The sequence below is a fragment of the Rhodoferax antarcticus ANT.BR genome (assembly GCF_001938565.1).
GTDB classification, from domain to species: domain Bacteria; phylum Pseudomonadota; class Gammaproteobacteria; order Burkholderiales; family Burkholderiaceae_C; genus Rhodoferax; species Rhodoferax antarcticus.
The window spans coordinates 286,259-311,288 of record NZ_MSYM01000008.1 but is presented as its reverse complement, the minus strand read 5'-3'; the positions used below and the strand labels follow the sequence as shown (position 1 = coordinate 311,288).

Sequence of the window (25,030 nt, the reverse complement as noted above, 5' to 3'; positions counted from 1 at the left end):
CCAGACAAATCATTTTGTTTGCGCAATTGTGCGCCAAAGCATAAAAAAACAAGTCTGACGCAAGGGTTTGCGCCCAAGCCGCAAGGAGACAAGCCACGACTGCGCCCCTTGGCGCGCCTCATCCATGAACGCGTGGGTTGATCGCATTCTGGCCACCGTCACCAGCTTGCTGATGGTTGGCTAACAACATATAAAGTGCTACATTAATAAGAGCTTCTCCCGCTGTTTCTATAAGGTCTAGAGGCTTAAAAGATACTTAAACCTCAAAACGATCCGGCGCTACTTGATGCAGACCGAGCGCACCATTTTCAGGTCGGTCAGGCCCATCATGACCTTTTCCATGCCGTCCATCTTCAGGGTGCGCATGCCGCCTTCGACTGCCGCAGCAAACACCTCGGCGACGCGGGCGCGTTCCTGGATTAGCTTCTTGATGCCGTCGTCGGCAATGAGCAGCTCATGCAGCCCGATGCGGCCCTTGTAGCCTGTCTGGTTGCATTTGTCGCAGCCGACATGCCGGTAAAAGTGCAACTGTCCGTCTTCAGCATACTGCTGCTTCCAGCCCGCCATCAGTTTGGCAAGCTGCACTTCGTAATCGTCCGCCCACAGCGCAGAATGCCGCAGCTCCTCGGCATATTCCATGGCAAATAGGCGCAGTTCTTCGTCGTCAGGCACAAAGGCTTCCTTGCAGACGCAGAGCTTCTTGGCTAGGCGCTGCGCCAGAATGCCAAGGAGCGCATCGGCAAAGTTGAACGGGTCCATGCCCATGTCCAGCAGCCGGGTGATGGACTCAGGCGCCGAGTTCGTGTGCAACGTGGAAAACACCAGGTGGCCAGTAAGTGAGGCCTCCACGCCCATGGCCACGGTTTCATGGTCGCGCGATTCGCCGACCATGATGATGTCTGGGTCAGCCCGCAAAAACGCCCGCATGATCAAGGCAAAGTCGATGCCCGCCTTGCGGTTGATCTGCACCTGGCGCAGGCCTTTTTGGGTGATTTCAACCGGGTCTTCGGCGGTCCAGATCTTGGTATCAGTCTTGTTGAGTCGCTTCAGGATCGAGTGCAGCGTGGTGGTTTTACCCGAGCCGGTGGGGCCGCACACATAGAAAAGGCCGTAAGGCTTCTCGATGGTTTGTATCACCCGCGCCATGTTGTGCGCGGTCAGGCCGAGCTTGTCCAGCGGAATCGGCTCGCCGGCGGCCAGAATCCGCATCACCACGTCTTCCACACCGCCTGCAGACGGAATAGTGGCCACCCGCAGCTCAATGTCGATTGGGCCGTATTTCTTGAACTTGATCTTGCCGTCCTGCGGCTTGCGGCGTTCGGAAATGTCCAGGTCGCACATGATTTTCAGGCGTGTCACCATGGCCTGGCGGAAATGCGAGGGCACCTCGACATAGGGTTGCAGTGAGCCGTCGATGCGAAAACGGATACCCGTTTTGAACTTGCCCGGCATCGGCTCGACGTGGATGTCGGAGGCGCCCTGGTGGTAGGCATCGATGATGACCTTGTTGACGAACTTGACCAGTTCGTTGTCAGCAGCGGCTGACTCCAGCGCATCACTGAGGCCACCGTCATCCTCCAGCGGGCCGCTGTCCATGTCGGCCAGCATGTCGCTGATGCTGCCGCCCACGACCTCAATGCCAAAAATCTGCCCGATGGTGTCGCGAAATTCGGTGTGGGTGGTGACCCGGTAGGCAAACTTGGTGATGCGCGGGAACACTTGCTGGACGATGCGCGAACTGCGCACGGCTTCTGGGTCCAGGCACATGATGACCAAGCCTGCGGGCGAGTCTTCCAGCGGAATCCAACCCTGCTCTTCAATGAATTCACGCTTGAGTGCGCCGTGCAGTGCCTCGGAGCGGATGCGTCCCTCGGTCCAGGGCTCGTAAGGCACAGCAAAGAATTTGGCCAGTGACGGCCCGATCTGTGCGGAGCGCACTTGGTACTGGGTCAGCAACAGGTTCTCGACGGTTAGGCCCTGTGCCCGCGCATCCTGTAGGCATTGCTGCAGTTCGACGGCGGTCATCACGCCATCAGACACCAGGCCGTCATACTTGGTGACCATGCGGCGCAGGTTGCCGTCGGCTTCGTGGATGCGGTGCTTGATCGCCGTCGCCAGGGTTTTGCATAGCTGCGAAATGCCCTCAACCTCCAGCTCGCCAAACGGTTTGTCGTTCTTGTTGTTGATGACCTGCAACACGCCATAGAGGGTTTCTCCCTCGAGAATTGGCGCCACCAGCATCTGGCGGGTTCGGTAGCCAGAACGCTTGTCCACCTCTTTCAAGAACGACAGGGCCGGGTGGATGGTTTTCAGGGATGCGTCGTCATACACATCCGGCAAGTTCACAAGCATGTGGCTGAAGGCGACGTAACCGGCGATGCTTTGCGGCGAGATGGGCAATTTGAGATCGCGGCTGCTGTTCAGGCCCGTCTTGACCTTGGAGACAATCGCTGACTGGTCTTCGTTGACCACGTACAAGGTGAGCCGGTCGGCGTTGAAGAGCTTGCAAATGTCGGCACTGGACTCAAGCATGATCTGCTCGATGTTGTCCGTCTCGTGAATGCGCGCGGTGACATGCTGAAGTTGCTTGTAAAAGAGCGCCTCAAAGGTCATGCCTGCCCGATCCGGGCTGTGGAGCCTGAGTCCGCTGTTCATGGCAAAGCCATTGCCTGCAGCGGGGCTGGGTTCAAGGCGAACAACACAGGGCTCACCATAAGAGCCTCACCACCCATCAACCTTGCAAAAACTGCATCTCAGTGCCTGCCAGCATGATCCGGTCACCATGCTTGAGCACCACCGGCTCGGCGCCGACAACATCGCCATTGAGGGTCATGCGGTCATGGCCTTCAACGTGATGCACAAAGAAATTGTGGCGACGCTGGGTCACCGCAGCCACCGATACCCCAGGTTTACCCACCGTGGTCACCACCTTGGTCAAGGCCATTTCCCGACCCGCCGCGGCGCCTGACAAGACTTTGATAGAGCCACGCAATTCGGGCATGGTGAGCGTCACCGGTGGCACAGCCGCAGCGGGCGCTGCCGCACGCGGCGTGGACAGCATGGTTTTGCCAAATTCATCCGCGACCGAAGCATCGAACTTGACCTTGTATTTACCCATGTCCATGACATCGCCATGACGCAAGACTTGGCGTTTGACCGCCTTGCCGTCTATGTAGGTGCCGTTGGTGCTGTGCAAGTCTTCGATGCTGACCTGTTTGCCATCCATGATCAGCACGCCGTGCTCGCCGCTGACCGTCAGGTTCTCGATCACCACATCGTTGTAAGGCCTGCGCCCAATAGTGGTGCGCTCTTTGGTTAACGTGACTTCGCTGTGGACGACCCCGTCCATCATCACCGTTATTTTGGGCATGACTACCTCCTGTACAGCGCAGTATATGGGTTTGCCTGGGCCATCACCATCATGACCTCAGGGCTTACTGAACATGCGTGAGATTAACCCGGTTTTCCCGGCGGGACCGTCAGCCTGCACCAACATGACCGAGATATTGTCACGCCCGCCGTTGCGGTTGCACTGCTCTACCAGTTCAGCGGCCATTTGGACTAACTGGGCGCGCTGCGTCAGAACCAGCGTCATCTCTTTGTCAGTCATCATGTCGGTCAGGCCGTCCGAGCACATCAGATACAGGTCGCCTGGCTCGACAGCGTGTTCACGCAGATCAACGCGTAAAACCTCCTCGACACCCAGCGCTCGGGTCAGCAGGTTTTTGCCAGGTGCGTAGGCGGCTTGCGCTTGTGTCAGAAAACCGGCATCCACCTGCTCCTGCAGCATCGAGTGGTCTTTGGTCATCTGCGTCAGCACGCCAGAACGCAGGCGGTAACAGCGTGAGTCGCCCACATGGGCGAGGATCAGCCGCCTGTCATGAAACACGCCCACCACCAGCGTCGTGCCCATGCCGGTGTAGTGCGGGTTGGAAATAGAGGCGTTCAGGATGGCCAGATTGGCCTCGTCAAAGCAGGTCTCAACGACTCGCGACACTTGCTTGGCACTTTGGTGGGGGCCGTTGGCCGCCAACCAACGCACCAGTTCACCCTTGACGCCCAGCACCGCCATGCTGCTGGCCACTTCTCCCGCGTTGTAGCCGCCCATACCGTCCGCGAGCATGGCAACGCCGTGGATGGCGTCGAAGTCAAACGCATCTTCGTTGTTGGTCCGGACCAGGCCGGTATCTGTCAGTCCATGAAAACTAAACTGCATCATGGGTAACAGGGCATACCCCGACCGGCCGGGCGAATGACCGGCCCTTTATTCGTAGCCCCTGCAACCAGGGCGTTGTTCAGTGCCAACTGAGGTTCTCCTAACGACGGATTCAACCGTGAGACAGCCCACGACTTGATTTGTAAAAACTTGTAAAACGAAACGAATAATAAGTGGAATGTCTGGCTTCCTGGCAAACATGTCCATGGGCATTTCATGCTTTTCTTTCGCGCAACCCGTATCAAAGCATAAAAAAAGCCGGATTGCCCCTCGGGACAGTCCGGCCTGCAGCCTGCCCAGAGCACACCTGGGGGCATCCACGCATCAGGTTTTCAGAGCATCGCCTTGAGCAACTTGGCCATCTCGGACGGATTGCGTGTAATCTTGAAACCGCACTCTTCCATCACCGCCAGTTTGGCTTCGGCGGTATCGGCTCCGCCAGAAATCAGCGCACCGGCGTGGCCCATGCGCTTGCCAGCCGGGGCGGTCACGCCAGCGATGAAGCCGACGATCGGTTTCTTCATATTGAGCTTGCACCAGCGGGCAGCTTCAGCCTCGTCGGGGCCGCCAATTTCGCCGATCATGATGACCGCATCGGTGTCAGGATCGTCGTTAAAGGCTTGCATGATGTCGATGTGCTTCAGGCCATTGATCGGGTCGCCACCAATACCAACAGCGGTAGATTGGCCCAGACCGATTTCGGTCAATTGCGCCACCGCTTCGTAGGTCAACGTGCCCGAGCGCGACACCACACCAATGCGACCCTTGCGGTGAATGTGACCGGGCATGATGCCAATCTTGATCTCTTCAGGGGTGATGACACCAGGGCAATTGGGCCCGAGCAGCAGGGTTTTCTTGCCGCCGGCGGCCTCTTTGGCGCGCATTTTGTTGCGCACTTCAAGCATGTCACGCACCGGAATGCCTTCGGTGATGCAAATGACCAGGTCCAGATCGGCTTCAACGGCTTCCCAGATGGCAGCAGAAGCGCCTGCGGGCGGCACGTAAATCACCGACACGGTGGAGCCGGTCTCTCGCGCCGCTTCATTCACGGAGGCGTAAATCGGGATGCCGAAAATAGATTCGCCAGCCTTCTTGGGGTTCACGCCAGCGGCGAAACAATGCTTGCCGTTGGCGTATTCCTGGCACTTTTCGGTGTGGAACTGACCGGTCTTGCCGGTCATGCCTTGGGTGATGACCTTGGTGTCTTTGTTGATCAGAATGGACATGGTTCTCTTTCTAGTCAGTTGGGGACAGAGCTGGCTCGCTTTGCGTAGCTGCGGTCTGTCCCACAAGGTTTCACGACGTTCAAGCTGCGGCTTTGACAGCGGCGACCACTTTTTGAGCGGCGTCGGCCATGGTGTCGGCGCTGATGATGGGCAGGCCAGACTCGACCAGCATTTTTTTTACCCATCTCTTCGTTGGTACCCTTCATGCGCACCACCAGCGGCACGCTCAAATGGGTGGCTTTGCAAGCAGTGATCACGCCGTGGGCGATGGTGTCGCACTTCATGATGCCGCCAAAGATGTTGACCAGAATGGCCTTGACCTTGGGGTTTTTCAGCATGATCTTGAAGGCTTCGGTGACCTTCTCGGGGGTGGCACCGCCGCCCACGTCCAGAAAGTTGGCAGGCTCAGCGCCAAACAGCTTGATGGTGTCCATGGTAGCCATGGCCAGACCGGCACCGTTGACCAGACAGCCAATATCGCCGTCCAGGCTGATGTAGGCCAGGTCAAACTTGCTGGCTTCCACTTCGGCCGGGTCTTCTTCGTCCAGATCGCGGTAAGCCACAATTTCCGGGTGACGGTACAGCGCGTTGGCATCAAAGTTGAACTTGGCGTCGATGGCTTTGATGTTGCCATTGCCTTCCAGAATCAGTGGGTTGATTTCCACCAGCGATGCGTCGGTGTCCATGTAGACCTTGTAGATCTTCTGCAGCACGTCGGCAGCTTGCGCCACCGAGTCAGCAGGCACGCCAATCGCGTTGGACAGCTTGGTGGCTTGGGCATCAGTCAGGCCGGTGGCCGGGTCGACAATTTCGGTGATGATCTTCTCAGGGCTCACTTCTGCCACGTGTTCGATGTCCATGCCGCCTTCAGAAGAGACAATCATGGCCACGCGCTGGCTGGTACGGTCGGTCACGGCCGACACGTAGTATTCTTTTTTGATGTCAGCGCCATCTTCAATCAGCAGGCGGCGCACTTTCTGACCCAGCGGGCCGGTCTGATGGGTGACCAACTGCATGCCCAGAATCTCTGACGCGAGTTGTCTGACCTCGTCAATCGAGCGCGCCAGCTTCACGCCACCGCCCTTACCGCGACCACCCGCATGGATTTGCGCTTTGACCACCCATACCGGGCCGCCGAGCTTTTGCGCGGCTTCCACCGCTTCTTGAACCGTGAATGCTGCAATGCCGCGGGGCACTGGCACACCGGCTTGGCGCAAGATTTCCTTGCCTTGGTACTCGTGAATTTTCATGAGCTGTTTCTCTTAGGAACGGGTGGTTGAATGGTGTCAAAAATCCGCTGTTTGACAGCGAGTTGCCAACGCTTTGCGATAGGGCCAGAACTGTATCATGGTGCTTTAGCGCAATCTTTAGGCCGCCTTACAAGGCGCCGCGGCAACAGGAGCCCGATTCACCATGCAGAAAATATTCATCGACGGAGAAGCCGGCACCACCGGCTTGCAAATTCGCGAGCGCCTTCAGGGCATGCCCGGCATCGAATTGGTCAGCATCGCGCCTGAGTTGCGCAAAGACGTTAGCGCCAAACGCGCGCTGATGGCGCAGGTGGATCTTGTGGTGCTGTGCTTGCATGACGAGGCAGCTATTGAATCAGTAGCTATGATCGCAGATATTGAAAGGGCTTCAGGCCTGGACTTGGGGTTTTGCCAAAAAGGCCCAAAACTCATAGATGCCTCCACGGCGCATCGCACCGCACCTGGCTGGGTTTATGGCTTTGCTGAATTGTGCTCTGGCCAGCGCGAGGCGATTCAGAACGCCCGGCGCGTGGCCAACCCGGGGTGTTACGCCACCGGCGCGATTGCTTTGCTGCGCCCGCTCATTGACGCGGGCCTGATCCCGCTCGATTTTCCACTGTGTTTGCCTGCGGTCAGCGGCTACTCAGGCGGTGGCCGCAGCATGATTGAAGCGTACGAGCAAGGCAACGCGCCAGCATATGAGTTGTATGCACTGAGCCTCAAGCACAAACACATCCCGGAGATTCTGGCCTGCACCGGCTTGACGCGTCGCCCGCTGTTTGTGCCTGCGGTGGCCAATTTCAAGCAAGGCATGCTGGTGCAAATCCCGCTGCATCTGGACCTGCTGCCGGGCCAACCCAGCGTGTCTGATGTGCATCAGGTGCTGGCCAGCCATTACCAAGGTAGTGAATGGGTCAGCGTGGTGGAAACCGACTCTGACAGCAAGTTGGACGCGGTGGCGCTTGACGGCAGCGATGCGATGGAGTTGCGCGTGTTTGGCAACCAAGACGCCAGCGACAGCTTTCGCCACGCGGTGCTGGTGGCGCGGCTGGACAACCTGGGCAAAGGCGCCAGTGGCGCAGCGGTGCAAAACCTGAAACTGATGCTGGGGCTTTAACTTCTGACCCGCAAGGCAAGCCCTTGGGTCGGCCTCCTCATACTGGAGTACCAGAAATCGTCAGCCGCTCCAAGGACTTGCCTCGGTAGCAGTTCTGGCGGTAAGCCGTCAACAGGTGTTGGGGCAGATTCAATCGTCATCACCGCCCGCAACGACACGCGCAATGGTGTCGCCACCAAAGCCCCGGCTCGCCAGAAAACGCATCTGCTTGGCGCGCTGGGCTGCGTCTGCAGGCGCCTGACCAAACTTTTTTCGCCACACGTCGCGGGCACGCGGCAGTTCGGTGGTTCGCAGTTCCGATACAGCCTGGGCGACAGCCTCGGGCGCCAACCCCTTGGCCTGCAGTTCCTGCTTGATGCGCGTTGCGCCGAGCTTAGGTGCACGGCGATTCACCACCGACTCCAGCACACGCTGCTCGCTGATGAAGCCTTTGGCCTGCAAATCATCCAGCGCAGCGGCCAGACTGCCGGGCTCTTCTTCGAAGGTGGCAAGCTTGCGTTCCAGCTCCAGCCGGGAGTATTCGCGGCCGCTCAGCAGGCGCAGGGCGCGCCCTTTGAGCGAAGGTGCAGCAAAACCCATACCGCGGTCAATTCATCTATTGATAGCTGCCAGCGCTTTATACATAAGGGTTAGAGGCCCTTTTTGCTTGTAACTTTGGCAGCGGCTGCGGGCACCTCGCTACCCGCCAGCAAGGGAATGCCCAGTGAGGACCGCACTTTGTTCTCAATCTCGCGCGAGAGGCCTGGGTTTTCTTTCAGGAATTCACGCGCGTTGTCGCGCCCCTGGCCGATCTTTTCGCCGTTGTAGGCGTACCAGGCGCCAGACTTGTCCAGGATGTTGGCATTAACACCCATGTCGATGATCTCGCCCTCGCGGCTGATGCCCAGGCCAAACATGATGTCGAACTCGGCTGTTTTGAACGGCGGCGCCACCTTGTTCTTGACGACCTTGACTTTGGTCTCATTGCCGATGGCCTCTTCGCCCTTTTTGATGGTGCCGGTACGGCGAATATCCAGGCGCACCGAGGCGTAAAACTTCAGTGCATTGCCGCCGGTGGTGGTCTCGGGGCTGCCGAACATGACGCCAATCTTCATGCGGATCTGGTTGATGAAAATGACCGTGCAGTTGGTTTTCTTGATGTGGGCGGTCAACTTGCGCAGCGCTTGGCTCATCAGCCGGGCTTGCAGGCCGGGCAGGCTGTCGCCCATTTCGCCTTCTAGCTCGGCCTTGGGCGTCAAAGCCGCGACCGAGTCGACCACGATCAAGTCGACCGCGCCGGAGCGCACCAAGCTATCAACGATTTCCAGCGCCTGCTCGCCGGTGTCAGGCTGGCTGATCAGCAGGTCTTGCAGGTTGATGCCGAGGTTTTGTGCGTATTGGATGTCCAGCGCATGCTCGGCATCGACAAACGCACATTGGCCGCCGACTTTTTGCATCTCGGCAATGACCTGCAAGGTGAGCGTGGTTTTGCCGGAAGACTCCGGGCCATAAATTTCCACCACACGGCCGCGCGGCAAGCCGCCCACGCCCAGGGCAATGTCCAGCCCAAGCGAGCCGGTGGACACCACCTGGATGTCTTCGATGACCTCGCCTTCGCCCAGGCGCATGATGGTGCCCTTGCCGAATTGCTTTTCAATCTGCGCCAGCGCCACTTGCAAGGCTTTGGCTTTTTCGGCGTTCACGGGGGTGGGGGCTTTAACGGGTGCGTCCATGAGGCTTCTCCTGAAAGTTGATGACGTAAGCTTAAGGTTGAGGTTTTCGCATTTTCTGGTTTTAACAACAGGCTGGATGCTTGAACAGTAGTCTATAAGCAATATTGAAAACTAAATAGCCTATTTTTAGTCAATTTGATTTACTATTTGCAACATGACCCATTCACTTTCCGACAGCGGGTGGCGCCAGGCGCATTTGGGCCACTGGTTGGCCCTGGCGCTGCAGCGCTTTGATGCCCGCGTGCTGCAACTCATGGCTGGCAATGACCAAGTGCCGCTGGCCCTCTCCAACCTGGCGACGCGCGGCAGCCTGACCGCCTCGCACATCCACATCACCCGGCATCTGGCGCTAGACGGCTCACGTTTGACCGATTTGGCGCAGCGCGCCGGTGTCAGCAAACAGGCGATGGGCAAGCTGGTGGACCAGTGCGAAGCCTGGGGCTTGGTGCAGCGCCAGAGCGACGCGCAAGATGCCCGGGCGCGTCGGGTGGTCTTCACCGCCACGGGTCTGGCCTGGCTGCAGGCCTTTGCAGAAGCCGTGACCCAAACCGAGGCTGAGTTGCGTGCGGCAGTGGGTACGGAAGTGGCCACCGTGATTGCCATCGGACTCGAAGCTTACGCGGCCTAAAATAATCAAAATAGCACCCAGCGGGTCCGCCACGGTCGCCGGCCACTCAGGCCATCATGAGGAGACAACGATGCGAATTTTGATAGCTGAAGATGATCAAGTCCTAGCCGACGGCCTGCTGCGGGCCCTGCGCAGCTCAGGCGCCGCCGTCGACCATGTGGCAAGCGGCTCCGAGGCCGATGCCGCGCTGATGACCAACACCGAATTCGACCTGCTGATTCTGGACTTGGGCCTGCCCAAAATGCACGGGCTTGAAGTCCTGAAGAAACTGCGCGCCCGGGGCTCCACGCTACCAGTGCTGATCCTGACCGCTGCCGACAGCGTGGAAGAGCGGGTCAAAGGCTTGGACTATGGCGCCGACGATTACATGGCCAAACCGTTCAGCCTGCAGGAGCTTGAAGCGCGGGTGCGCGCGCTAAGCCGCCGGGGCATGGGTGCGGCCAGCAGCACCATCAAACACGGTCCATTGATTTACGACCAGGGCGGGCGCGTTGCCACCATTGACGGCGTGATGGTGGAACTGTCTGCCCGAGAACTGGGCCTGCTTGAAGTGCTGCTGCAGCGCGCTGGGCGCCTGGTGAGCAAAGACCAGTTGGTAGAGCGCTTATGCGAATGGGGCGAAGAAGTGAGCAACAACGCCATCGAGGTTTACATCCACCGCCTGCGCAAGAAGATTGAAAAAGGCCCGATCCGCATCGCCACGGTGCGCGGTCTGGGCTACTGTCTTGAAAAAATACCAGGTTAAGAATGTGGCCTCCACGTTCGCTCACGACGTGTAGCGCTCTGCCCCCCAGAGGGGGCGCCTCGCAGTTGCGCCGGTCACTTCCCTCGTGAACGTCTTCCAGCGCGAGCAGCGTTCGCTGTTTGGCGAAATCCTGGACTGGATGCTCACGCCGCTGCTGCTGCTGTGGCCTGTGAGTCTGGTGCTGACCTGGCTGGTGGCGCAAAGCATTGCCGGTCAGCCCTTTGACCGGGCGCTGGAATACAACGCCCGCGCCATGGCACAGCTCATCACCCTGCGCGGCGACCGGCCCGCGTTCGTGCTGCCGCGTCCAGCGCGCGAACTGCTGCGCGCCGACGACTCCGACACCGTGTATTACCAGGTGAGGGGGCCACGCGGCAACCTCCTCAGCGGCGAGCGCGAGCTACCCGCGCCGCCCCTTGAAGAAAAAATGGTCTTGGATGAGGTGCGCATCCGCGACGATGTGATCAAGGGCTTTGATGTGAAGGTGGCCTACATCTGGGTCAGCCTGCCGGTGGCTGGCAGCCAACCTGCCTTGGTGCAAGTGGCCGAGACGCTGGAAAAGCGGTCGGTGCTGGCCACCGAGATTGTCAAGGGCGTGATGCTGCCGCAGTTTGTCATCCTGCCATTGGCGGTGCTGCTGGTTTGGCTGGCGCTGGTGCAGGCCATCAAACCGCTGAACCAACTGGAAGAGCGCATCCGCGCGCGCAAGCCTGACGACCTGAGCGCCATCGACGCGCAAGCCGTGCCGCTTGAAGTTGCGCCACTGGTGGACTCGGTAAACGACCTGCTGCTGCGCCTGAAAGACTCGATTGCCACGCAAAAGCGTTTTCTGGCCGATGCAGCACACCAGCTCAAGACACCCCTGGCTGGTTTACGCATGCAGGCCGACCTGGCACAGCGCGAAGGCGCCAGCGCCGAAGACCTGAAGCAGTCGCTGCGCCAGATTGGTCGCGCCAGCATCCGCGCCACCCACAGCGTGAACCAGCTGCTGTCACTGGCGAGGGCCGAGAGCAGCGGCTCAGCCATGCCACGCGCGGTGTGCGACATGGCAGAGCTGTGTATGTCGGTGGTGCGCGACAGCGTGCCCCGCGCGCTGGAAAAGCACATTGACTTGGGCTACGAAGGCACCCGGCCTGGCGCTCCTGGCGTCAGGGTGCAGGGTAACGCCACGCTGATCAAGGAAATGATCCGCAACCTTGTCGACAACGCCATCAACTACACCCCGTCTAGCTTCGAGGCGCCTGGCATCATCACCGCGCGGGTGCTGACCGACCCGTTTGGACGCATGCTGGTGCTGCAAGTGGAAGATTCCGGCCCCGGTGTACCAGAGGCAGAGCGCGAATTGATTTTTCAGCCTTTTTATCGTGCCTTGGGCACCGAGGTGGATGGCTCTGGTTTGGGGCTGCCGATCGTGCTGGAAATTGCCCAGCAACACGGCGCCCGGGTCAGCCTGGAGGACACCAAACCCGGGCAGACACCGCCCGGATCCCGGTTTGTGGTGCGCTTCAATGTGACCTTGCCAGAAGAAGCACAGGACTGATACAACGACGCCGGGCCAGGGTCTGCGCCCAGCGCAAGCTACTGAGCCGCCGCCAGGCTAGGACAAATTTCCAGTGTTTTGCCAGGCAATGCAGCATTGATCACCTCCAGCACAGGCTGGTCCGCAGGACTAATGGTGGGCAAACGCAACCTGTAACTCTGACTGGATGAGCGCTCCCGGACCACGCGTGCTGAGCGCACGCCACGCCGTGCTAACTCCTGCAAGGTGGTGTTGGCGCCCTCTTGCGAGCTGAAGACGCCCAGCGACACGCCCGGCCCCCAGGTGGCGCTGGTGATCACGGAAAAGTTCACTTTCAGATCAGTCAGTTGCTGGCGCTTTTTGGCCAACTCATCCGGATTGGTGTACTTGCCCATGTAAACCATCCAGCGCTCGGGCAGGCCCAGCTCATCGAGCACCCAGACAGCCTCTGGAAAGTTGAGCCGCAGCAGCGCGCGCAAGGCGTCTGCCTGGGCTGGTTCGATGTCTGCAATCTGCCAACAGGCGGTGGTTTGGGGCGCGGAGACCGCTGTCTTGGGCTCGGGGGCCGATGTTGGCGCAGCGGGTGCTGAAGCTGCAGGCGTTGGCACTTGCGGTTCAGCGGGTACCTCAGGCGCCGCAGGCGCAGAGGCCGCCACGCCCGGCAGGATCAGCAGCGCCTCTGGGTGAATTTGCTGCGCCAGGCGCTGTGGCTCGCGCTGCGGCGTTGGCCCCCAACCATAGGCCAGCAACCAGCCCTGCCCACGGGCGTAGAGGCCAACGTTCAACACGATTAACACCAGAACAATTAAACGCAACATGCCAGCCCTCTACGCATCACAACTCCTTAAGTGCGCGCGTCGATGCGCACGCTGACTTCGGCGCTGGTCACACGCTGCACGCCTTGCGCCGTTTGTACTTGCAAAGCACCCACCTGATCCACCCCCAGCGCTGTGCCCTGCAGTCCGTCGCTCAAGGTTACCGCCACCTGCGACAAGGCATCGCGGGCATTAAATGCCGCTTGAAACGGCGCAAAACCTTGTTGTTCAAAGATCAGCAAGGTGTCCACTAGGGGCCCTATCAGCTGCTTCAGCGCCTGTCCGGCGTGGATGCCCGGCAGGCATTCGGCCAGCCCGGCAGGCTCTGTTGCCAATCCTGGCACGCCTGGGCGTTGGATGTTCAGGCCGATACCGATCACCACATAGCGCCCACCCGCAGCATTGGCGGTACGGGCGTTGGCGGTTTCTATCAGGATGCCTGCCAGCTTGCGGCGCTGCCACCACAAGTCGTTGGGCCATTTCAAGGCAATCTCCGGGTGCAAGCTCTGGGCCAGGCTCAAACCCACCGCCAGCGACAGGCCAGACCAGTCTTTGGGGGCCATCGGCAGGCCCAGCGAAAAGGTCAAACTGCCCGGCCCCGCGCTAGCGTCTGGCGTGCCGCTACTGAACCACTGCCGCGCCATGCGGCCACGGCCTGCGCTTTGATGCTCGGCAATCAACAACACCGGATCGGTCACGCCACTGCGCAGGCGGCGCATCAGCTCGGCATTGGTGGAATCCAACTCGGGCAGCACTTGCACCGTGAAACCCGGCAGGCGCGGCTCGATAGCCTGCCAGACGTCTTCGCTGGGCCAGTGCCAGGCGCGCTGGGGCAAGCTCATCTTGTTTCAGCGCGTTTTGCGTTTGGGTGCCAGCAGCGTGCCACGGCAACACTCTGCACCACACCAGCAGGGAAACTCGGCTTTGAGCTTGGGGGTGTAGCGCTCTTCAATCACCAGCCCGTAGTCATAGTGCAGCTCTTCACCGGCGGCAATAGCGCGCCGCGCCACAATAAAGATGCGGCCCTTGCGCTCTTCAGCCTCGCAATTGCCGTCGCAGGAGTGGTTGATCCAGCGCGCCGAGTTGCCCCGCACGCCGCCGTCAATCACCCGCGCAGCATCCATATGGAAGTAAAAGGTGTGATTGGGCTGGGTCGGGTCGGCCGGGTGGCGCGCCTGGGCTTCTTCCCAGGTAATGACCTCGCCGAGGTATTCGACGATGCTTTCCCCTTCGGCAAAGTCCTGCATGGCGTAAACCCCCCGGCCATGGATGCCGGAGCGGCGCGCCTGGATGCGGCGGGATTTTGCGGGTGGTTTTGTCGACACGTCGGAAAAATTTGGTATCGTGAACTCGTATGGGTGCGCGTGTGCGCCCGCGAAGAACAGGCATTGTATTCAGATGAAAATCACAGATTCCGCTAAAAACGCAGCAGTCGGCAAAACATTGGTGATTGCAGAGAAGCCGTCGGTGGCGCAGGACATTGTTCGCGCCCTGACCCCCGTCGCGGGCAAGTTCGACAAACACGACGACCACTTTGAGAACGACAGCTATGTCGTTTCGAGCGCGGTCGGCCATCTGCTGGAAATCCAGGCGCCCGAAGCCTATGACGTGAAACGCGGCAAGTGGAGCTTTGCCCACCTGCCGGTGATTCCCCCGCACTTTGACCTGAAACCGGTCGACAAAACCAAGAGCCGCCTCAACGCGGTGGTGAAGCTGGCCAAGCGCAAGGACGTGGGCCAACTCATCAACGCCTGCGACGCGGGCCGCGAGGGTGAGCTGATCTTCCGTCTGATCGAGCAATATGCCGGCGGCGCCAAGCCACTGGGCAAACCGGTGAGCCGCTTGTGGCTGCAGTCGATGACGCCGCAGGCCATTCGTGACGGCTTCAAAGCCCTGCGCAGCGACGCCCAAATGCAACCGCTGGCCGATGCGGCCCGCTGCCGGAGTGAGGCCGACTGGCTGGTCGGCATCAATGGCACGCGCGCCATGACGGCTTTCAATTCGCGCGACGGCGGCTTCTTTCTGACCACGGTGGGCCGGGTGCAAACGCCTACGCTGAGCGTGGTAGTGGAGCGCGAGGAACTGATTCGCGCCTTTATGAGCCGGGATTACTGGGAAATTCACGCCACTTTTGCCGCCCAGGCGGGTGATTACCCGGGCAAGTGGTTTGACCCCCAGCACAAAAGAGACGCCGACGACGCTGAGAAAAAGGCCGACCGCCTCTGGACCCAGCGCGAAGCGCAGGCCATTGCTGATGCTGTGCGCGGCCAAAGCGCCACCGTCACCGAAGAAAGCAAGCCCACCACCCAAGCCAGCCCACTGCTGTTTGATTTGACCAGCCTGCAACGCGAAGCCAATGGCAAGTTTGGCTTTAGCGCCAAGACCACGCTTTCGATTGCGCAAAGCCTGTATGAGCGCCACAAAGCGTTGACCTACCCGCGTACCGATTCGCGCGCGCTGCCTGAAGACTATGTGCCGGTGGTCAAAGAAACTTTCGAGATGCTGGCCAACTCCGGTATGCGGCATCTGGCCCCGCACGCGTTGACAGCGCTGAACAACAACTACATCCGGTCCTCGAAACGGATTTTCGACAACAGCAAGGTGAGTGATCACTTTGCCATCATCCCCACACTGCAAGCGCCTAGCGGACTATCAGAAGCAGAGCAAAAGCTGTATGACCTGGTGGTGAAACGTTTCTTGGCGGTGTTTTTCCCAAATGCTGAATACCAGGTCACCACCCGGATTTCGACGGTCGCAACGGCTGGCGCCGCGCACAACTTCAAAACCGAAGGCAAGGTACTGGTGCGTCCGGGCTGGCTGGGCATCTATGGCAAGGAAGCCGCCGACGAAGTGGCTGACGCCAAAGATGGCGACAAGGGCCAGAGTCTGGTGCCGGTGGCCCCTGGTGAAAAGGTCAAAACCGAAGCTGCCGACGCCAAAGGCCTGAAAACCCGCCCACCAGCACGTTATTCAGAAGCCACGCTGCTCGGTGCCATGGAAGGCGCCGGCAAAACGGTGGAAGACGACGAACTGCGCCAAGCCATGCAGGAAAAGGGCCTGGGCACACCCGCCACCCGCGCCAGCATCATTGAAGGGTTGATCTCCGAAAAATACATGCTGCGCGAAGGCCGCGAGCTGATCCCCACCGCCAAGGCGTTCCAATTGATGACCTTGTTACGCGGTCTGGGGGTGCAAGAGCTGTCCAAAGCCGAACTCACCGGCGAGTGGGAATACAAGCTCAACCAGATGGAGCACGGCAAACTCAGCCGCACCGCCTTCATGGCCGAGATTGCCGCGATGACCGAGCGCATCGTCAAAAAAGCCAAGGAATACGACCGCGACACCGTGCCCGGCAACTACGCCACGCTGACCTCGCCCTGCCCCAACTGCGCCGGCGTGGTGAAGGAAAACTACCGCCGTTACGCCTGCACCGGCTTGGATGGCCAAACTGACGGCTGCGGGTTTTCGTTTGGCAAAACCCCCGCTGGGCGCACCTTTGAGCCAGCTGAGGTGGAGCAATTTCTGCGCGACAAGAAGATTGGCCCGCTGGACGGCTTTCGCTCCAAGGCCGGTTGGCCTTTCACCGCCGAGATGGTCATCAAGTTTGACGAGGAAACCAAGAATTACAAACTTGAATTTGACTTTGGCGATGACAAAAAGGGCGAAGAATCTGGCGAACTGGTGGATTTTGGCGAGCAAACCAACCTGGGTGCCTGCCCCAAATGTGGCTCGGCCGTGTTTGAACACGGCAAAAACTATGTCTGCGGCAAGTCGGTGCCCACCGACGCGCAACCAACCCCGAGCTGCGACTTCAAAACCGGCCAGATCATCCTGCAGCAACCCATTGAGCGCGAGCAGATGCACAAGCTGCTGGCCACTGGCAAAACCGATTTGCTCGACAAGTTTGTCAGCATGCGCACGCGGCGCGCCTTCAAGGCCATGCTGGTCTGGGACGCGACCGCTGACAAGGTGAACTTTGAGTTTGCGCCGAGCAAGTTCCCGCCACGCAAGACCGCTGCCACACCCTTGACACGTGCTGCAGTTGCTACTAAAACTGCAGCTACTAGCGCAGGTGGGACGGGGGCTAAAGGCATAAAAGGCTTAAAAGCGGGTACAACTTCAGCCAAAGCCGCAGCCAAGCCTGCAGCCAAGAAAGCCGCCGCCAAAACCGTCGCCACAACCCCACGCAAAGCCCCGGCAGCCGGTGCAGGCTCGACCCCCAGCGCGGCGCTGGCAGCGGTGATTGGCGCTGAGCCCATCGCCCGCGCCCAGGTCATCAAAAAACTCTGGGACTACATCAAGGCCAACAACCTGCAGGACGCCACCAACAAACGCGCCATCAACGCCGACGCCAAGCTGCTCGCCGTGTTTGGCCAGCCGCAGGTCAGCATGTTTGAGTTGGCGGGCATTGTGGGCAGGCATCTGGGGTAAAGCCGACTGTCGCCTAGCTCGAGGTGGTCATGAACCGCGACCACCTCCCTTCGTACTGTCACGGTTGCAGCACGCGGCTCGCAGGGCTCCCGCCCGGAAGTCATGTAAAGTAATACCTTTCAATAACCTCAGGAGCACGTTTCATGACCGCAATCGTTGCCCGACCGGTGTCCGTCAAGCTGGATCAGGAAACGCGTGGCCGGATCGACCGTCTGGCAACTTCACGCAGGCGCACCACGCACTGGCTTATGCGCGAAGCCATCCAGCAATACATTGAGCGCGAGGAAAAGCTGGAAGCCTATCGGCAAAACGGTATCGCAGCCTGGGAGGCCTACCAAGCGTCGGGGCTGCATGTCACGCAGGAAGAAGCGGACGCCTGGCTGGCAAAACTTGAGGCGGGCGAGGACGTGGAGCCACCTGCATGCCACGTCTGATTTGGTCGCAACCAGCACTGCTGGATCTGCAGCGACTTCACCATTTTCTAGTCACCAAAAGTCCTGATGCTGCCAAACGCGCCGTAACCGCCATCCGCCAAGGTGTTAGGACACTGGCCCTGCAACCACGCGTAGGCCGACCAGCAGAGGAGTTTCCTGCAGATTACCGGGAGTGGATGATTGACTTTGGCGACAGCGGCTACATCGCGCTGTACCACTTTGACGGCCAAACCGCTGTGATTCTGGCGGTGCGGCACCAAAAAGAACTGGGCTACTGATCCAACCAGTCGCAAATCGGTTGCCATTGCGCCAAATCGCGGGCGACTCGTTCAGGCGTGAGGTCAAACACGGTCAGGCCTCGGCCGGCGAGTTGTACGTAGTTTTGGGTGTCGCGCAGGTAGCCGAGCACCGGCAGACCGGTCGACTCGACAAATTGGCGCAGCTGCTCGGCGGCGCGGGTGCGCTCGTCCACCCGCATGCCAACGATGCCGATCTGTGTTTTGGCAGCTTGGTTGCTGGCGCTGAGTTCGTCCAGAAAATCTTTGGTGGCAAAGATGTCAAACACGCTGGGCTGCAGCGGCACCACCACCTTGTGGGCCAGTTTCAAAACTTCTTTCAGCCGTTTGCCATGCAGACCCGCTGGCGTGTCCAGTACCACATGGGTGGTGCCTTTGGGCGGCTTGGCCAGCTCGTCGCGGTTCACCTCCCAGCTGTTGATGGGCCGTGCAGACGCTGGCCGCAGCGACAGCCAGAGCTTGCATGACTGCTGGCGGTCTATGTCACCGAGCATCACCGGATGGCCCTGCGACGCCAGGTAGCCCGCAATCTGGCTGGAAAGCGTCGACTTGCCCACGCCACCCTTCGGATTAGCAACTGCGATCACTGACATAAATACTCCTGATTCAATAGCTATTAGCGCTTATTCTTAAAGGGCTAGAGGCCTAAAAAGCATATAACTCTTGCGCTTAATCGCTCTCGCCGCCCAGCAAGCCACCGAGTAGGCCGCCGCCAATGACAGCCGCGCCCAGCATTGAACCCTGTTCTGCCGATTTGCCGCCCGCTGCCGGGGCCGACAGGATGATGCGGTTGGCCAGGCGTGACAGCGGCAGCGACTGCAGCCAGATCTTGCCAGGGCCACGCAGCGTCGCAAAAAACAGCCCCTCGCCACCAAACAACGCCGACTTGATCTTGCCCACGTACTGGATGTCAAAGTCCACACTCGGCTGGTACGCCACCACACAGCCGGTGTCCACCCGCAGCGTTTCGCCCGGGGCCAAGGTGCGCTCCATCAGCGTGCCACCGGCGTGGATGAAGGCCATGCCGTCACCGTCGAGCTTTTGCATGATGAAGCCTTCACCGCCAAACAGGCCAGCGCCGAGTTTCTTTTGTAGCGCAATGCCCAGCGACACGCCCTTGGCGGCGCATAAAAAAGAGTCTTTCTGGCAGATCAGCGTGCCACCCAGCGCACGCAAATCCATCGGGACAATTTTGCCGGGGTAGGGTGCGGCAAACGCTACGCGCTGCTTGCTGGTGGCGGTGTTCAGAAACACGGTGGTGAACAGGCTTTCACCGGTGAGCAGCCGTTTGCCCGCGCCCATGAGCTTGCCAAACAGCCCGCCTTGCTGGGCGCCGTCGCCAAACACGGTGTCCATCTGGATACCGGCCTGCATGTACATCATCACCCCGGCTTCACCCACCGCGGCCTCGCCGGGGTCGAGCTCGACCTCGACGTATTGCATTTCGTTGCCAAAAATCTCGTAGTCCACCACGTCCATCGCCATCTTCATCTCCTGAAAATAAAGCCCACGCCTTGCGCCTGGGGCAAGCTCAACGATAGCAAGTTTTTCAACGATTTTGGTGTTGCCAGGCTGCTGCCTTGTCCGCAATGAAATGTGACACTAAACTGTCACGCGGTTGTCGTACTGTCCCAGTCTCTGCCCGGGGCGCATTCGCAGCTTCGCACGAGTTTTCTTCACCAACCTCAAGGACTGATCCATGAAACTTCGTTACTCCCTTCTTGCTGCTGCCGTTGTGGCGCTGGGCTTCTCTGGCTTGGCCCAAGCCCAGGAAAAGACATTGCGCTTGCTCACCTGGGCCGACTACGCGCCTGCTGATGTGGTGGCGCAATTTGAGAAAGAGAGCGGTTACAAAGTCGAGCTGACCCTGTCCAACAACGAGGAGATGATCTCCAAGTTGCGCGCCACCGGTGGCGCTGGTTTTGATCTGGTCCAGCCCTCGCAAGACCGCATCAATGGCCCGCAAACCGAATTCGGTATCTACAAACCGATGGACCTGAGCAAGATCAAAACCAATCTGTTCATCCCTTCCATGCTGGATGCCACCAAGAAGAACACAACCATTGACGGCAAGGTGTATGGCCTGCCGCACATCTGGGGCACCGATGGCTTGGTGGTCAACACCAAACTGGCCAAGATGAACGACTATCCTGACCTATGCAAACCTGAATTCAAAGGCAAAACCACCTTGCGTCTGAAGCGCCCAGCCCTGCTGGCGTTTGCTTTCGCATCCGGCAAAGACCCGTTTGCGCTTTACAAAAACCCTAAAGCCTATGGCGACCTGATGGATGAAGTTGGCAAGACAATGATTGCTTGCAAGAGCAACCTGCGTTTTTATTGGGACAACAAAGACCAGGTCGTCAATGGCTTTCTTTCGGGCGAAATCGTTGGCGCGATGGCCTGGGATACAGGTGGTTGGAAGCTCAACACGCAACAGGATGAGTTCAGATACATTGCCCCTAAATCGGGTGCATTGGGCTGGATTGACGCCTATGCCATTCCGGCCAAAGGCAAAAACGATGCTGCCGCCTAAGCCTGGATCAACTTCAACATGCGTCCTGAAATTGCTGCCAAAGTGGGAACCGCTGCTGGCCAATTCACCGCCTCCAAAGGCGCCGACAAGCTGATGGATGCCAAGCTGAAGGCGCAGTTTGCTGCCAGCTTCCCTGAAGCCGCCCTGAAAAACGTCAAGTGGTACCCGGCTGTGCCTGCTGGACTGGAAGAAATCGAAGGCCGGGTGCTGGACCGCATCAAAGCGGCGAACTAGCCCCCACGTTCGGCACTGCGTGTCCTCTTTCCCCCCGCGAAGGCTAATTTGGCTCCGCCGCTCTTCGAGAACCCTTGGGGCGGCCCGGCGGGAAATTGCTTGTCTCCTACACGCGGTGCCGAAGCACAAACACATCGACTTTGAATACAACAACACCTGCTGCGCCAAATACGGCGCAGCCTGACCTGCAAGCCACCTGCGTGGCCAAGCACTACGGTGCTTTCCGCGCGGTGGACGATTTGTCGTTCTCGGTGGCGCGCGGCAGTTTCTTTTCCATACTGGGGCCCTCGGGCTGCGGCAAGACCACGCTGTTGCGCATGATTGCCGGGTTTCTGGAAGCCGACTCGGGCGAGATTCACATCGGCGGAAAAGCCATGCGCGGCGTGCCGCCCAACAAGCGCCCAGTGAACATGGTGTTTCAGCACCTGGCGCTGTTTCCGATGATGAGCGTGGGCGAGAACGTCGGCTACGGCCTGGCACGCCGAGGCGTGGCCAAAGACGAGATCAAGCGGCGCGTGGGCGACATGCTGGAGCGCGTGAGCCTGCCCGGTGCGCAGGCAAAACGGGTCGACCAGCTCTCGGGCGGGCAAAAGCAGCGCGTGGCGATTGCCCGCAGCTTGGTGCTCGAACCCACGCTGCTGCTGCTTGATGAGCCGCTGGGCGCGCTTGATTTGAAGCTGCGCGAGCACATGAAGATTGAGCTGAAACAGTTGCAGGCCGCTTTCGGCACTACTTTTGTCTACATCACCCACGACCAATCCGAAGCACTGGTGCTGAGTGACCATGTGGCGGTGATGAACCATGGCCGCTTTGAGCAGGTGGGCACACCGCAACAGCTTTATTACGAGCCGCAAACGCCGTTTGTGGCGGGTTTTGTCGGTGCCAACAACCGCATGGCGGGTCGCGCTACCGAAGTCAAGGGTGGCATCGTTACCGTCACCAGCGCACAAGGTTTGGTGATGCCGGCGCGCGCTATTGGCAAGATTGCCGCGGGTGACGCGGTGGAAGCTTTCGTTCGCCCGGAAGTGGCTCGTCTGGCGCGCCAGGCCGCCACACTGACGGATGCAGGCTTGCCCCATTTCACCGCCCGTGTGGACAGTTTGCTGTTTGACGGGGCCAATTCGGCGGTGCTGCTGCACGAGGCGCAATCCAACACCGAGTTCCGCATTGCGCTGCCGCAAACCGGCGAGTTTGCCGACCTGACAGTGGGTGAAACCGTGTCTTTCGGCTTCGACCCGCAGCGCGCGGTATGTTTTGCCGCAGATACCACGGCCGACGAGCATGTCTTCAGCTGACCCTGCCAACCCCTCGCGGCACGCTGCGCGGCTGATGCTGATGCTCTTGCTGTCGCCGGCGCTGCTGTGGTTGCTCGGGCTGATTGTGCTGCCGCATGTGGAGCTGGGCATCTTGTCGCTACGGGCGCGTGTGGCGCCGCGCGTTTACGAGCCCAGCCTGGCGCAATTTCGTACCTTCTTTGAGGAACCGCTGTACTGGCACACCTTCATGCGCACCGCGCTGATGTCGATTGTGGCCACCGCCATCACGCTGCTGATGGCGTTTCCGATGGCCTGGACGATTGCCAAGCTGATCAAAGGCAAGTCCAAATCCATGCTGCTGGTGATGTGCCTGATCCCGTTCTGGGTGAGCGAGACGGTGCGCACGCTGGGCTGGATGATTCTGCTGCGCGAGTCCGGCGTGTTGCCCGCGCTGCTGGTTTGGCTGGGTGTGACGCCGGCGCCGGTCGAGATGCTCTACCACGACGCCACCATTCTGGTCGGGCTGGTCTACACCTCGATGCTGTTCATGGTGATTGCGCTGATCAGTGCGCTGGAGAGCCTAGACGACTCGCTGATCGAAGCGGCTTATGACTTGGGTGGCAATGGCTGGTCGATCCTGCGCCAGATCATCATTCCGCACGCCGCACCGGGCATTGTGGCGGGCTGCATTGTGGTGTTCATGCTCACCTTGGGCAACTACCTGACGCCCACCCTTTTGGGTGGCAAAAACTCACAGTGGTTTACCGAGCAGATTTACACCCAGTTCATCACCCGCTTCAACTGGGAGCAGGGTGCGGCGTTTGGCTTTTTGCTGCTGGGTTTGAGCACGGCCATCGTCTGGGTGGGTTTGAAGCTCAGCGGGCAGAAGTTTGGCGAAGTGATGCAGCGCTCATGATCCAGCTTGCTCACTTCTTGGTGACTCCTGAATCAATAGCTGTTAGCGCACGTATTGATTGGGCTAGAGGCCAATTTCACTTAAAAGATTGTGGAGATGCACGGTGATCTCCTCCCTGCCCCGCCCGCTGTGGTTGCGCGCCAGCACCGTCGTTTATGGTGTGGCTTTTTTTGCGTTCCTGTTCCTGCCGCTGGTGGTGGTGGCGGTGTTTGCCTTCAACGACGCGCCTTACCCTGCACCGCCGTGGCGGGGCTTCACATTGGACTGGTTTTTTGGCCGTGACGGGTCGGGGCGCACCGGGCTGTTTGCCGATGCGGCGCTGCTTGGCAGCGCTTGGACCAGTGTGGTGGTGGCTTGCTGGGTCACTATTCTGTCGGTGCTGGTGGGCACGGCCAACGCCTTTCTGATTGAGCGCACCCAGTTTCGCGGCAAACAGGCGCTGAGTTTGCTGATGCTGGCACCGCTGGTGATTCCGGGGGTGATTCTGGGCATCTCGATTCTGGCGTTTGCCAGCCGCATTGCCAACCTGGCCGATGACCTGTGGGGCCTGGAACTGGAGTTTTTGCGCCCCGGCTTGCCGCTGGTGGTGCTCGGGCAGTTTTCGTACATCGTGTCGATTGCCACGCTGACCATCACCGCGCGCCTGAAGCGTTTTGACATCACGCTGGAAGAAGCCGCCTACAACCTCGGCGCGTCACGCCTAGCGGTGTTGTGGACCATCACCCTGCCGTACTTGAGGCCGGCGTTGATCGGCTCGGCGGCGATCTCTTTCCTGATGAGTTTTGAGAACTTCAACACCACGCTGATGCTGGTCGGCTCCGACTCGCCGCTGACGGTGATGATGTATGGCCGCATGCGTGAAGGCGCCACGCCGGTGTTGAACGCGGTAAGTTTGCTGCTGATGGCGGCCTCCGCTGTGCTTGCGCTGACCCTGCTGCGAGGCTCGAAAGCCGGCCCTTCGTCATGAGCGATCTTCGCCATGCTCGACATGGCGGCAAGTTCGGCAAGAGGCCATAGACTCTCAAGTGTTAACATGTTAATACCTCAACGCTTGCGTTTTCAAGGAGTTCATCATGCCCCTCGTCTCAGTCAAATTGCCAGCCAGTACCAAGGCTAAAGTGGTTGAGTTGGCGGCACGCAGAGGCCTGACAGCGCATGCTGTGATGGCGCAGGCGATTGAGACGGCGGTCGAGTCTGCTGACCGATATGACCAGTTTGTCGCTGATGCCCTGCAAGCGCTGTCTACCGTCAAGCACACCGGGCAGGTCTATGACGGTGCAGAATTTGCTGCCTACATTCGCGCCAAAGCCAATGGCGATGCAAGTGCAGTTAAGCCAAAGACGTTAGCGCTTACAGACGCCATTGGTCAGAGCTTGCCTTGCGAAAAAACATGACCCGCTGGCTTCTCAGCGCCGAGGCCGGCACAGACCTTGAACGTTTGACGCAATTCTTGTTAGACACGGCGCCAGAGCATGCGTTTGCTACCGTTGACATTGTTCTCAAAGCGCTGGAAATTTTGCAGTTGCATCCAAAAATTGGCCGCCCGATTGGAGACGGACTGCGCGAATTGGTGATTTCACGTGGTGCATCGGGCTACCTTGCGCTTTACCAATTCGACGAGGTTTTTGATCTCGTGCTGGTGTTGCGGGTTCGGCATCAGCGCGAGTTGGATTACCCGCAAGTTCAATGACTTGTCTGGCAA

The 25,030-nt window shown here is 59.5% G+C and carries 25 protein-coding genes and 1 pseudogene; 14 read left to right on the top strand and 12 right to left on the bottom strand.

What is annotated here, in order from left to right; all coding sequences use genetic code 11:
* Positions 1 to 279 precede the first annotated feature (279 nt).
* The 5 genes and pseudogenes from BLL52_RS06425 to sucC all read right to left on the bottom strand — a co-directional run bounded on the left by BLL52_RS06425 (position 280) and on the right by sucC (position 6,692).
* Positions 280 to 2,655 carry a GspE/PulE family protein gene (locus BLL52_RS06425; protein WP_075585852.1) on the bottom strand — a complete coding sequence of 792 codons (2,376 nt, stop codon included), beginning with the start codon at positions 2,653 to 2,655 and terminating at the stop codon, positions 280 to 282.
* 76 nt (positions 2,656 to 2,731) lie between these two features.
* The gene (locus BLL52_RS06420) at positions 2,732 to 3,370 is read right to left on the bottom strand and encodes an FHA domain-containing protein (RefSeq protein ID WP_075585851.1); all 639 of its coding nucleotides are present in this window, start codon (positions 3,368 to 3,370) and stop codon (positions 2,732 to 2,734) included.
* A gap of 57 nt (positions 3,371 to 3,427) precedes the next feature.
* On the bottom strand, positions 3,428 to 4,219 hold the full coding sequence (locus BLL52_RS06415) for a Stp1/IreP family PP2C-type Ser/Thr phosphatase (protein ID WP_338065727.1): 792 nt from the start codon (positions 4,217 to 4,219) through the stop codon (positions 3,428 to 3,430).
* A 329-nt stretch (positions 4,220 to 4,548) separates the two neighbouring features.
* Positions 4,549 to 5,442, bottom strand: coding sequence for a succinate--CoA ligase subunit alpha (sucD, locus tag BLL52_RS06410; RefSeq protein WP_075585850.1), 894 nt, complete (start codon positions 5,440 to 5,442; stop codon positions 4,549 to 4,551).
* A gap of 79 nt (positions 5,443 to 5,521) precedes the next feature.
* Positions 5,522 to 6,692 (bottom strand): annotated as a pseudogene (gene sucC, locus BLL52_RS06405) (ADP-forming succinate--CoA ligase subunit beta).
* 163 nt (positions 6,693 to 6,855) lie between these two features.
* On the opposite strand from sucC, the gene argC reads away from it, so the two are divergent.
* Positions 6,856 to 7,809, top strand: coding sequence for an N-acetyl-gamma-glutamyl-phosphate reductase (argC, locus tag BLL52_RS06400; RefSeq protein WP_075585849.1), 954 nt, complete (start codon positions 6,856 to 6,858; stop codon positions 7,807 to 7,809).
* A 129-nt stretch (positions 7,810 to 7,938) separates the two neighbouring features.
* Here argC and recX read toward each other — a convergent pair whose 3' ends face one another.
* Positions 7,939 to 8,388 (bottom strand): recombination regulator RecX, encoded by a 450-nt coding sequence (gene recX / locus BLL52_RS06395; RefSeq protein WP_075585848.1) that lies wholly within the window; start codon positions 8,386 to 8,388, stop codon positions 7,939 to 7,941.
* Between the two features lie 50 nt (positions 8,389 to 8,438).
* Positions 8,439 to 9,521, bottom strand: a complete 1,083-nt coding sequence (recA, locus tag BLL52_RS06390) for a recombinase RecA (RefSeq protein WP_075585847.1) — start codon at positions 9,519 to 9,521, stop codon at positions 8,439 to 8,441.
* 154 nt (positions 9,522 to 9,675) lie between these two features.
* Here recA and BLL52_RS06385 point away from each other — a divergent pair, with 154 nt between their 5' ends.
* The 3 genes from BLL52_RS06385 (at position 9,676) to BLL52_RS06375 (ending at position 12,434) form a co-directional block, all read left to right on the top strand.
* Positions 9,676 to 10,149, top strand: coding sequence for a MarR family winged helix-turn-helix transcriptional regulator (locus BLL52_RS06385; RefSeq protein WP_075585846.1), 474 nt, complete (start codon positions 9,676 to 9,678; stop codon positions 10,147 to 10,149).
* 70 nt (positions 10,150 to 10,219) lie between these two features.
* The gene (locus tag BLL52_RS06380; protein WP_075585845.1) at positions 10,220 to 10,894 is read left to right on the top strand and encodes a response regulator; all 675 of its coding nucleotides are present in this window, start codon (positions 10,220 to 10,222) and stop codon (positions 10,892 to 10,894) included.
* An 85-nt stretch (positions 10,895 to 10,979) separates the two neighbouring features.
* Positions 10,980 to 12,434, top strand: a complete 1,455-nt coding sequence (locus tag BLL52_RS06375) for a sensor histidine kinase (protein WP_075585844.1) — start codon at positions 10,980 to 10,982, stop codon at positions 12,432 to 12,434.
* Between the two features lie 38 nt (positions 12,435 to 12,472).
* Here BLL52_RS06375 and BLL52_RS06370 read toward each other — a convergent pair whose 3' ends face one another.
* From BLL52_RS06370 to BLL52_RS06360, 3 genes are read right to left on the bottom strand one after another with little or no spacing between them, the layout of a single operon-like run.
* Positions 12,473 to 13,231, bottom strand: coding sequence for an SPOR domain-containing protein (locus tag BLL52_RS06370; protein ID WP_075585843.1), 759 nt, complete (start codon positions 13,229 to 13,231; stop codon positions 12,473 to 12,475).
* Positions 13,232 to 13,257: 26 nt separating this feature from the next.
* On the bottom strand, positions 13,258 to 14,070 hold the full coding sequence (locus tag BLL52_RS06365; RefSeq protein ID WP_075585842.1) for a biotin--[acetyl-CoA-carboxylase] ligase: 813 nt from the start codon (positions 14,068 to 14,070) through the stop codon (positions 13,258 to 13,260).
* A gap of 6 nt (positions 14,071 to 14,076) precedes the next feature.
* Positions 14,077 to 14,571, bottom strand: coding sequence for an SET domain-containing protein (locus BLL52_RS06360; protein WP_075585841.1), 495 nt, complete (start codon positions 14,569 to 14,571; stop codon positions 14,077 to 14,079).
* A gap of 55 nt (positions 14,572 to 14,626) precedes the next feature.
* On the opposite strand from BLL52_RS06360, the gene BLL52_RS06355 reads away from it, so the two are divergent.
* The 3 genes from BLL52_RS06355 (at position 14,627) to BLL52_RS06345 (ending at position 18,371) form a co-directional block, all read left to right on the top strand.
* Positions 14,627 to 17,659, top strand: coding sequence for a DNA topoisomerase III (locus BLL52_RS06355; RefSeq protein WP_075585840.1), 3,033 nt, complete (start codon positions 14,627 to 14,629; stop codon positions 17,657 to 17,659).
* Positions 17,660 to 17,802: 143 nt separating this feature from the next.
* On the top strand, positions 17,803 to 18,093 hold the full coding sequence (locus tag BLL52_RS06350; RefSeq protein WP_075585839.1) for a CopG family ribbon-helix-helix protein: 291 nt from the start codon (positions 17,803 to 17,805) through the stop codon (positions 18,091 to 18,093).
* Positions 18,081 to 18,371: a type II toxin-antitoxin system RelE/ParE family toxin gene (locus BLL52_RS06345; protein WP_075585838.1), complete on the top strand. Its 291-nt coding sequence runs from the start codon at positions 18,081 to 18,083 to the stop codon at positions 18,369 to 18,371. Before BLL52_RS06350 ends, BLL52_RS06345 begins: the two co-directional genes overlap by 13 nt.
* Here the strand turns inward: BLL52_RS06345 and BLL52_RS06340 are convergent.
* Complete coding sequence (locus tag BLL52_RS06340; RefSeq protein ID WP_075585837.1) at positions 18,365 to 18,982, bottom strand: ParA family protein; 618 nt, start codon at positions 18,980 to 18,982, stop codon at positions 18,365 to 18,367. The genes BLL52_RS06345 and BLL52_RS06340 overlap by 7 nt on opposite strands.
* Positions 18,983 to 19,058: 76 nt before the next feature.
* On the bottom strand, positions 19,059 to 19,874 hold the full coding sequence (locus BLL52_RS06335) for a TIGR00266 family protein (RefSeq protein ID WP_075585913.1): 816 nt from the start codon (positions 19,872 to 19,874) through the stop codon (positions 19,059 to 19,061).
* Positions 19,875 to 20,088: 214 nt separating this feature from the next.
* On the opposite strand from BLL52_RS06335, the gene BLL52_RS06330 reads away from it, so the two are divergent.
* The 7 genes from BLL52_RS06330 (at position 20,089) to BLL52_RS06305 (ending at position 25,018) form a co-directional block, all read left to right on the top strand.
* Positions 20,089 to 20,922, top strand: a complete 834-nt coding sequence (locus BLL52_RS06330; protein WP_241839038.1) for an extracellular solute-binding protein — start codon at positions 20,089 to 20,091, stop codon at positions 20,920 to 20,922.
* Between the two features lie 18 nt (positions 20,923 to 20,940).
* Complete coding sequence (locus tag BLL52_RS21320) at positions 20,941 to 21,156, top strand: hypothetical protein (protein ID WP_241839036.1); 216 nt, start codon at positions 20,941 to 20,943, stop codon at positions 21,154 to 21,156.
* Positions 21,157 to 21,296: 140 nt separating this feature from the next.
* Positions 21,297 to 22,451, top strand: a complete 1,155-nt coding sequence (locus BLL52_RS06325; RefSeq protein ID WP_075585836.1) for an ABC transporter ATP-binding protein — start codon at positions 21,297 to 21,299, stop codon at positions 22,449 to 22,451.
* Positions 22,438 to 23,328 (top strand): ABC transporter permease, encoded by an 891-nt coding sequence (locus BLL52_RS06320; RefSeq protein WP_075585835.1) that lies wholly within the window; start codon positions 22,438 to 22,440, stop codon positions 23,326 to 23,328. Before BLL52_RS06325 ends, BLL52_RS06320 begins: the two co-directional genes overlap by 14 nt.
* 103 nt (positions 23,329 to 23,431) lie before the next feature.
* Complete coding sequence (locus BLL52_RS06315) at positions 23,432 to 24,295, top strand: ABC transporter permease (RefSeq protein WP_075585834.1); 864 nt, start codon at positions 23,432 to 23,434, stop codon at positions 24,293 to 24,295.
* 106 nt (positions 24,296 to 24,401) lie between these two features.
* On the top strand, positions 24,402 to 24,722 hold the full coding sequence (locus tag BLL52_RS06310) for a ribbon-helix-helix domain-containing protein (RefSeq protein ID WP_075585833.1): 321 nt from the start codon (positions 24,402 to 24,404) through the stop codon (positions 24,720 to 24,722).
* Entirely contained in the window at positions 24,719 to 25,018 is a 300-nt protein-coding gene (locus tag BLL52_RS06305) for a type II toxin-antitoxin system RelE/ParE family toxin (RefSeq protein ID WP_075585832.1), read from the top strand. Before BLL52_RS06310 ends, BLL52_RS06305 begins: the two co-directional genes overlap by 4 nt.
* Positions 25,019 to 25,030: the final 12 nt, after the last annotated feature.

Coding starts and splice junctions, on each gene's coding strand:
- BLL52_RS06385 (WP_075585846.1), top strand. CDS start 9,676: ATGACCCATTCACTTTCCGACAGCGGGTGGCGCCAGGCGCATTTGGGC.
- BLL52_RS21320 (WP_241839036.1), top strand. CDS start 20,941: ATGCGTCCTGAAATTGCTGCCAAAGTGGGAACCGCTGCTGGCCAATTC.
- BLL52_RS06370 (WP_075585843.1), bottom strand. CDS start 13,231: ATGTTGCGTTTAATTGTTCTGGTGTTAATCGTGTTGAACGTTGGCCTC.
- argC (WP_075585849.1), top strand. CDS start 6,856: ATGCAGAAAATATTCATCGACGGAGAAGCCGGCACCACCGGCTTGCAA.
- recX (WP_075585848.1), bottom strand. CDS start 8,388: ATGGGTTTTGCTGCACCTTCGCTCAAAGGGCGCGCCCTGCGCCTGCTG.
- BLL52_RS06380 (WP_075585845.1), top strand. CDS start 10,220: ATGCGAATTTTGATAGCTGAAGATGATCAAGTCCTAGCCGACGGCCTG.
- BLL52_RS06415 (WP_338065727.1), bottom strand. CDS start 4,219: ATGATGCAGTTTAGTTTTCATGGACTGACAGATACCGGCCTGGTCCGG.
- BLL52_RS06340 (WP_075585837.1), bottom strand. CDS start 18,982: ATGTCAGTGATCGCAGTTGCTAATCCGAAGGGTGGCGTGGGCAAGTCG.
- recA (WP_075585847.1), bottom strand. CDS start 9,521: ATGGACGCACCCGTTAAAGCCCCCACCCCCGTGAACGCCGAAAAAGCC.
- BLL52_RS06305 (WP_075585832.1), top strand. CDS start 24,719: ATGACCCGCTGGCTTCTCAGCGCCGAGGCCGGCACAGACCTTGAACGT.
- sucD (WP_075585850.1), bottom strand. CDS start 5,442: ATGTCCATTCTGATCAACAAAGACACCAAGGTCATCACCCAAGGCATG.
- BLL52_RS06335 (WP_075585913.1), bottom strand. CDS start 19,874: ATGGCGATGGACGTGGTGGACTACGAGATTTTTGGCAACGAAATGCAA.
- BLL52_RS06330 (WP_241839038.1), top strand. CDS start 20,089: ATGAAACTTCGTTACTCCCTTCTTGCTGCTGCCGTTGTGGCGCTGGGC.
- BLL52_RS06355 (WP_075585840.1), top strand. CDS start 14,627: ATGAAAATCACAGATTCCGCTAAAAACGCAGCAGTCGGCAAAACATTG.
- BLL52_RS06420 (WP_075585851.1), bottom strand. CDS start 3,370: ATGCCCAAAATAACGGTGATGATGGACGGGGTCGTCCACAGCGAAGTC.
- BLL52_RS06345 (WP_075585838.1), top strand. CDS start 18,081: ATGCCACGTCTGATTTGGTCGCAACCAGCACTGCTGGATCTGCAGCGA.
- BLL52_RS06320 (WP_075585835.1), top strand. CDS start 22,438: ATGTCTTCAGCTGACCCTGCCAACCCCTCGCGGCACGCTGCGCGGCTG.
- BLL52_RS06365 (WP_075585842.1), bottom strand. CDS start 14,070: ATGAGCTTGCCCCAGCGCGCCTGGCACTGGCCCAGCGAAGACGTCTGG.
- BLL52_RS06425 (WP_075585852.1), bottom strand. CDS start 2,655: ATGAACAGCGGACTCAGGCTCCACAGCCCGGATCGGGCAGGCATGACC.
- BLL52_RS06310 (WP_075585833.1), top strand. CDS start 24,402: ATGCCCCTCGTCTCAGTCAAATTGCCAGCCAGTACCAAGGCTAAAGTG.
- BLL52_RS06350 (WP_075585839.1), top strand. CDS start 17,803: ATGACCGCAATCGTTGCCCGACCGGTGTCCGTCAAGCTGGATCAGGAA.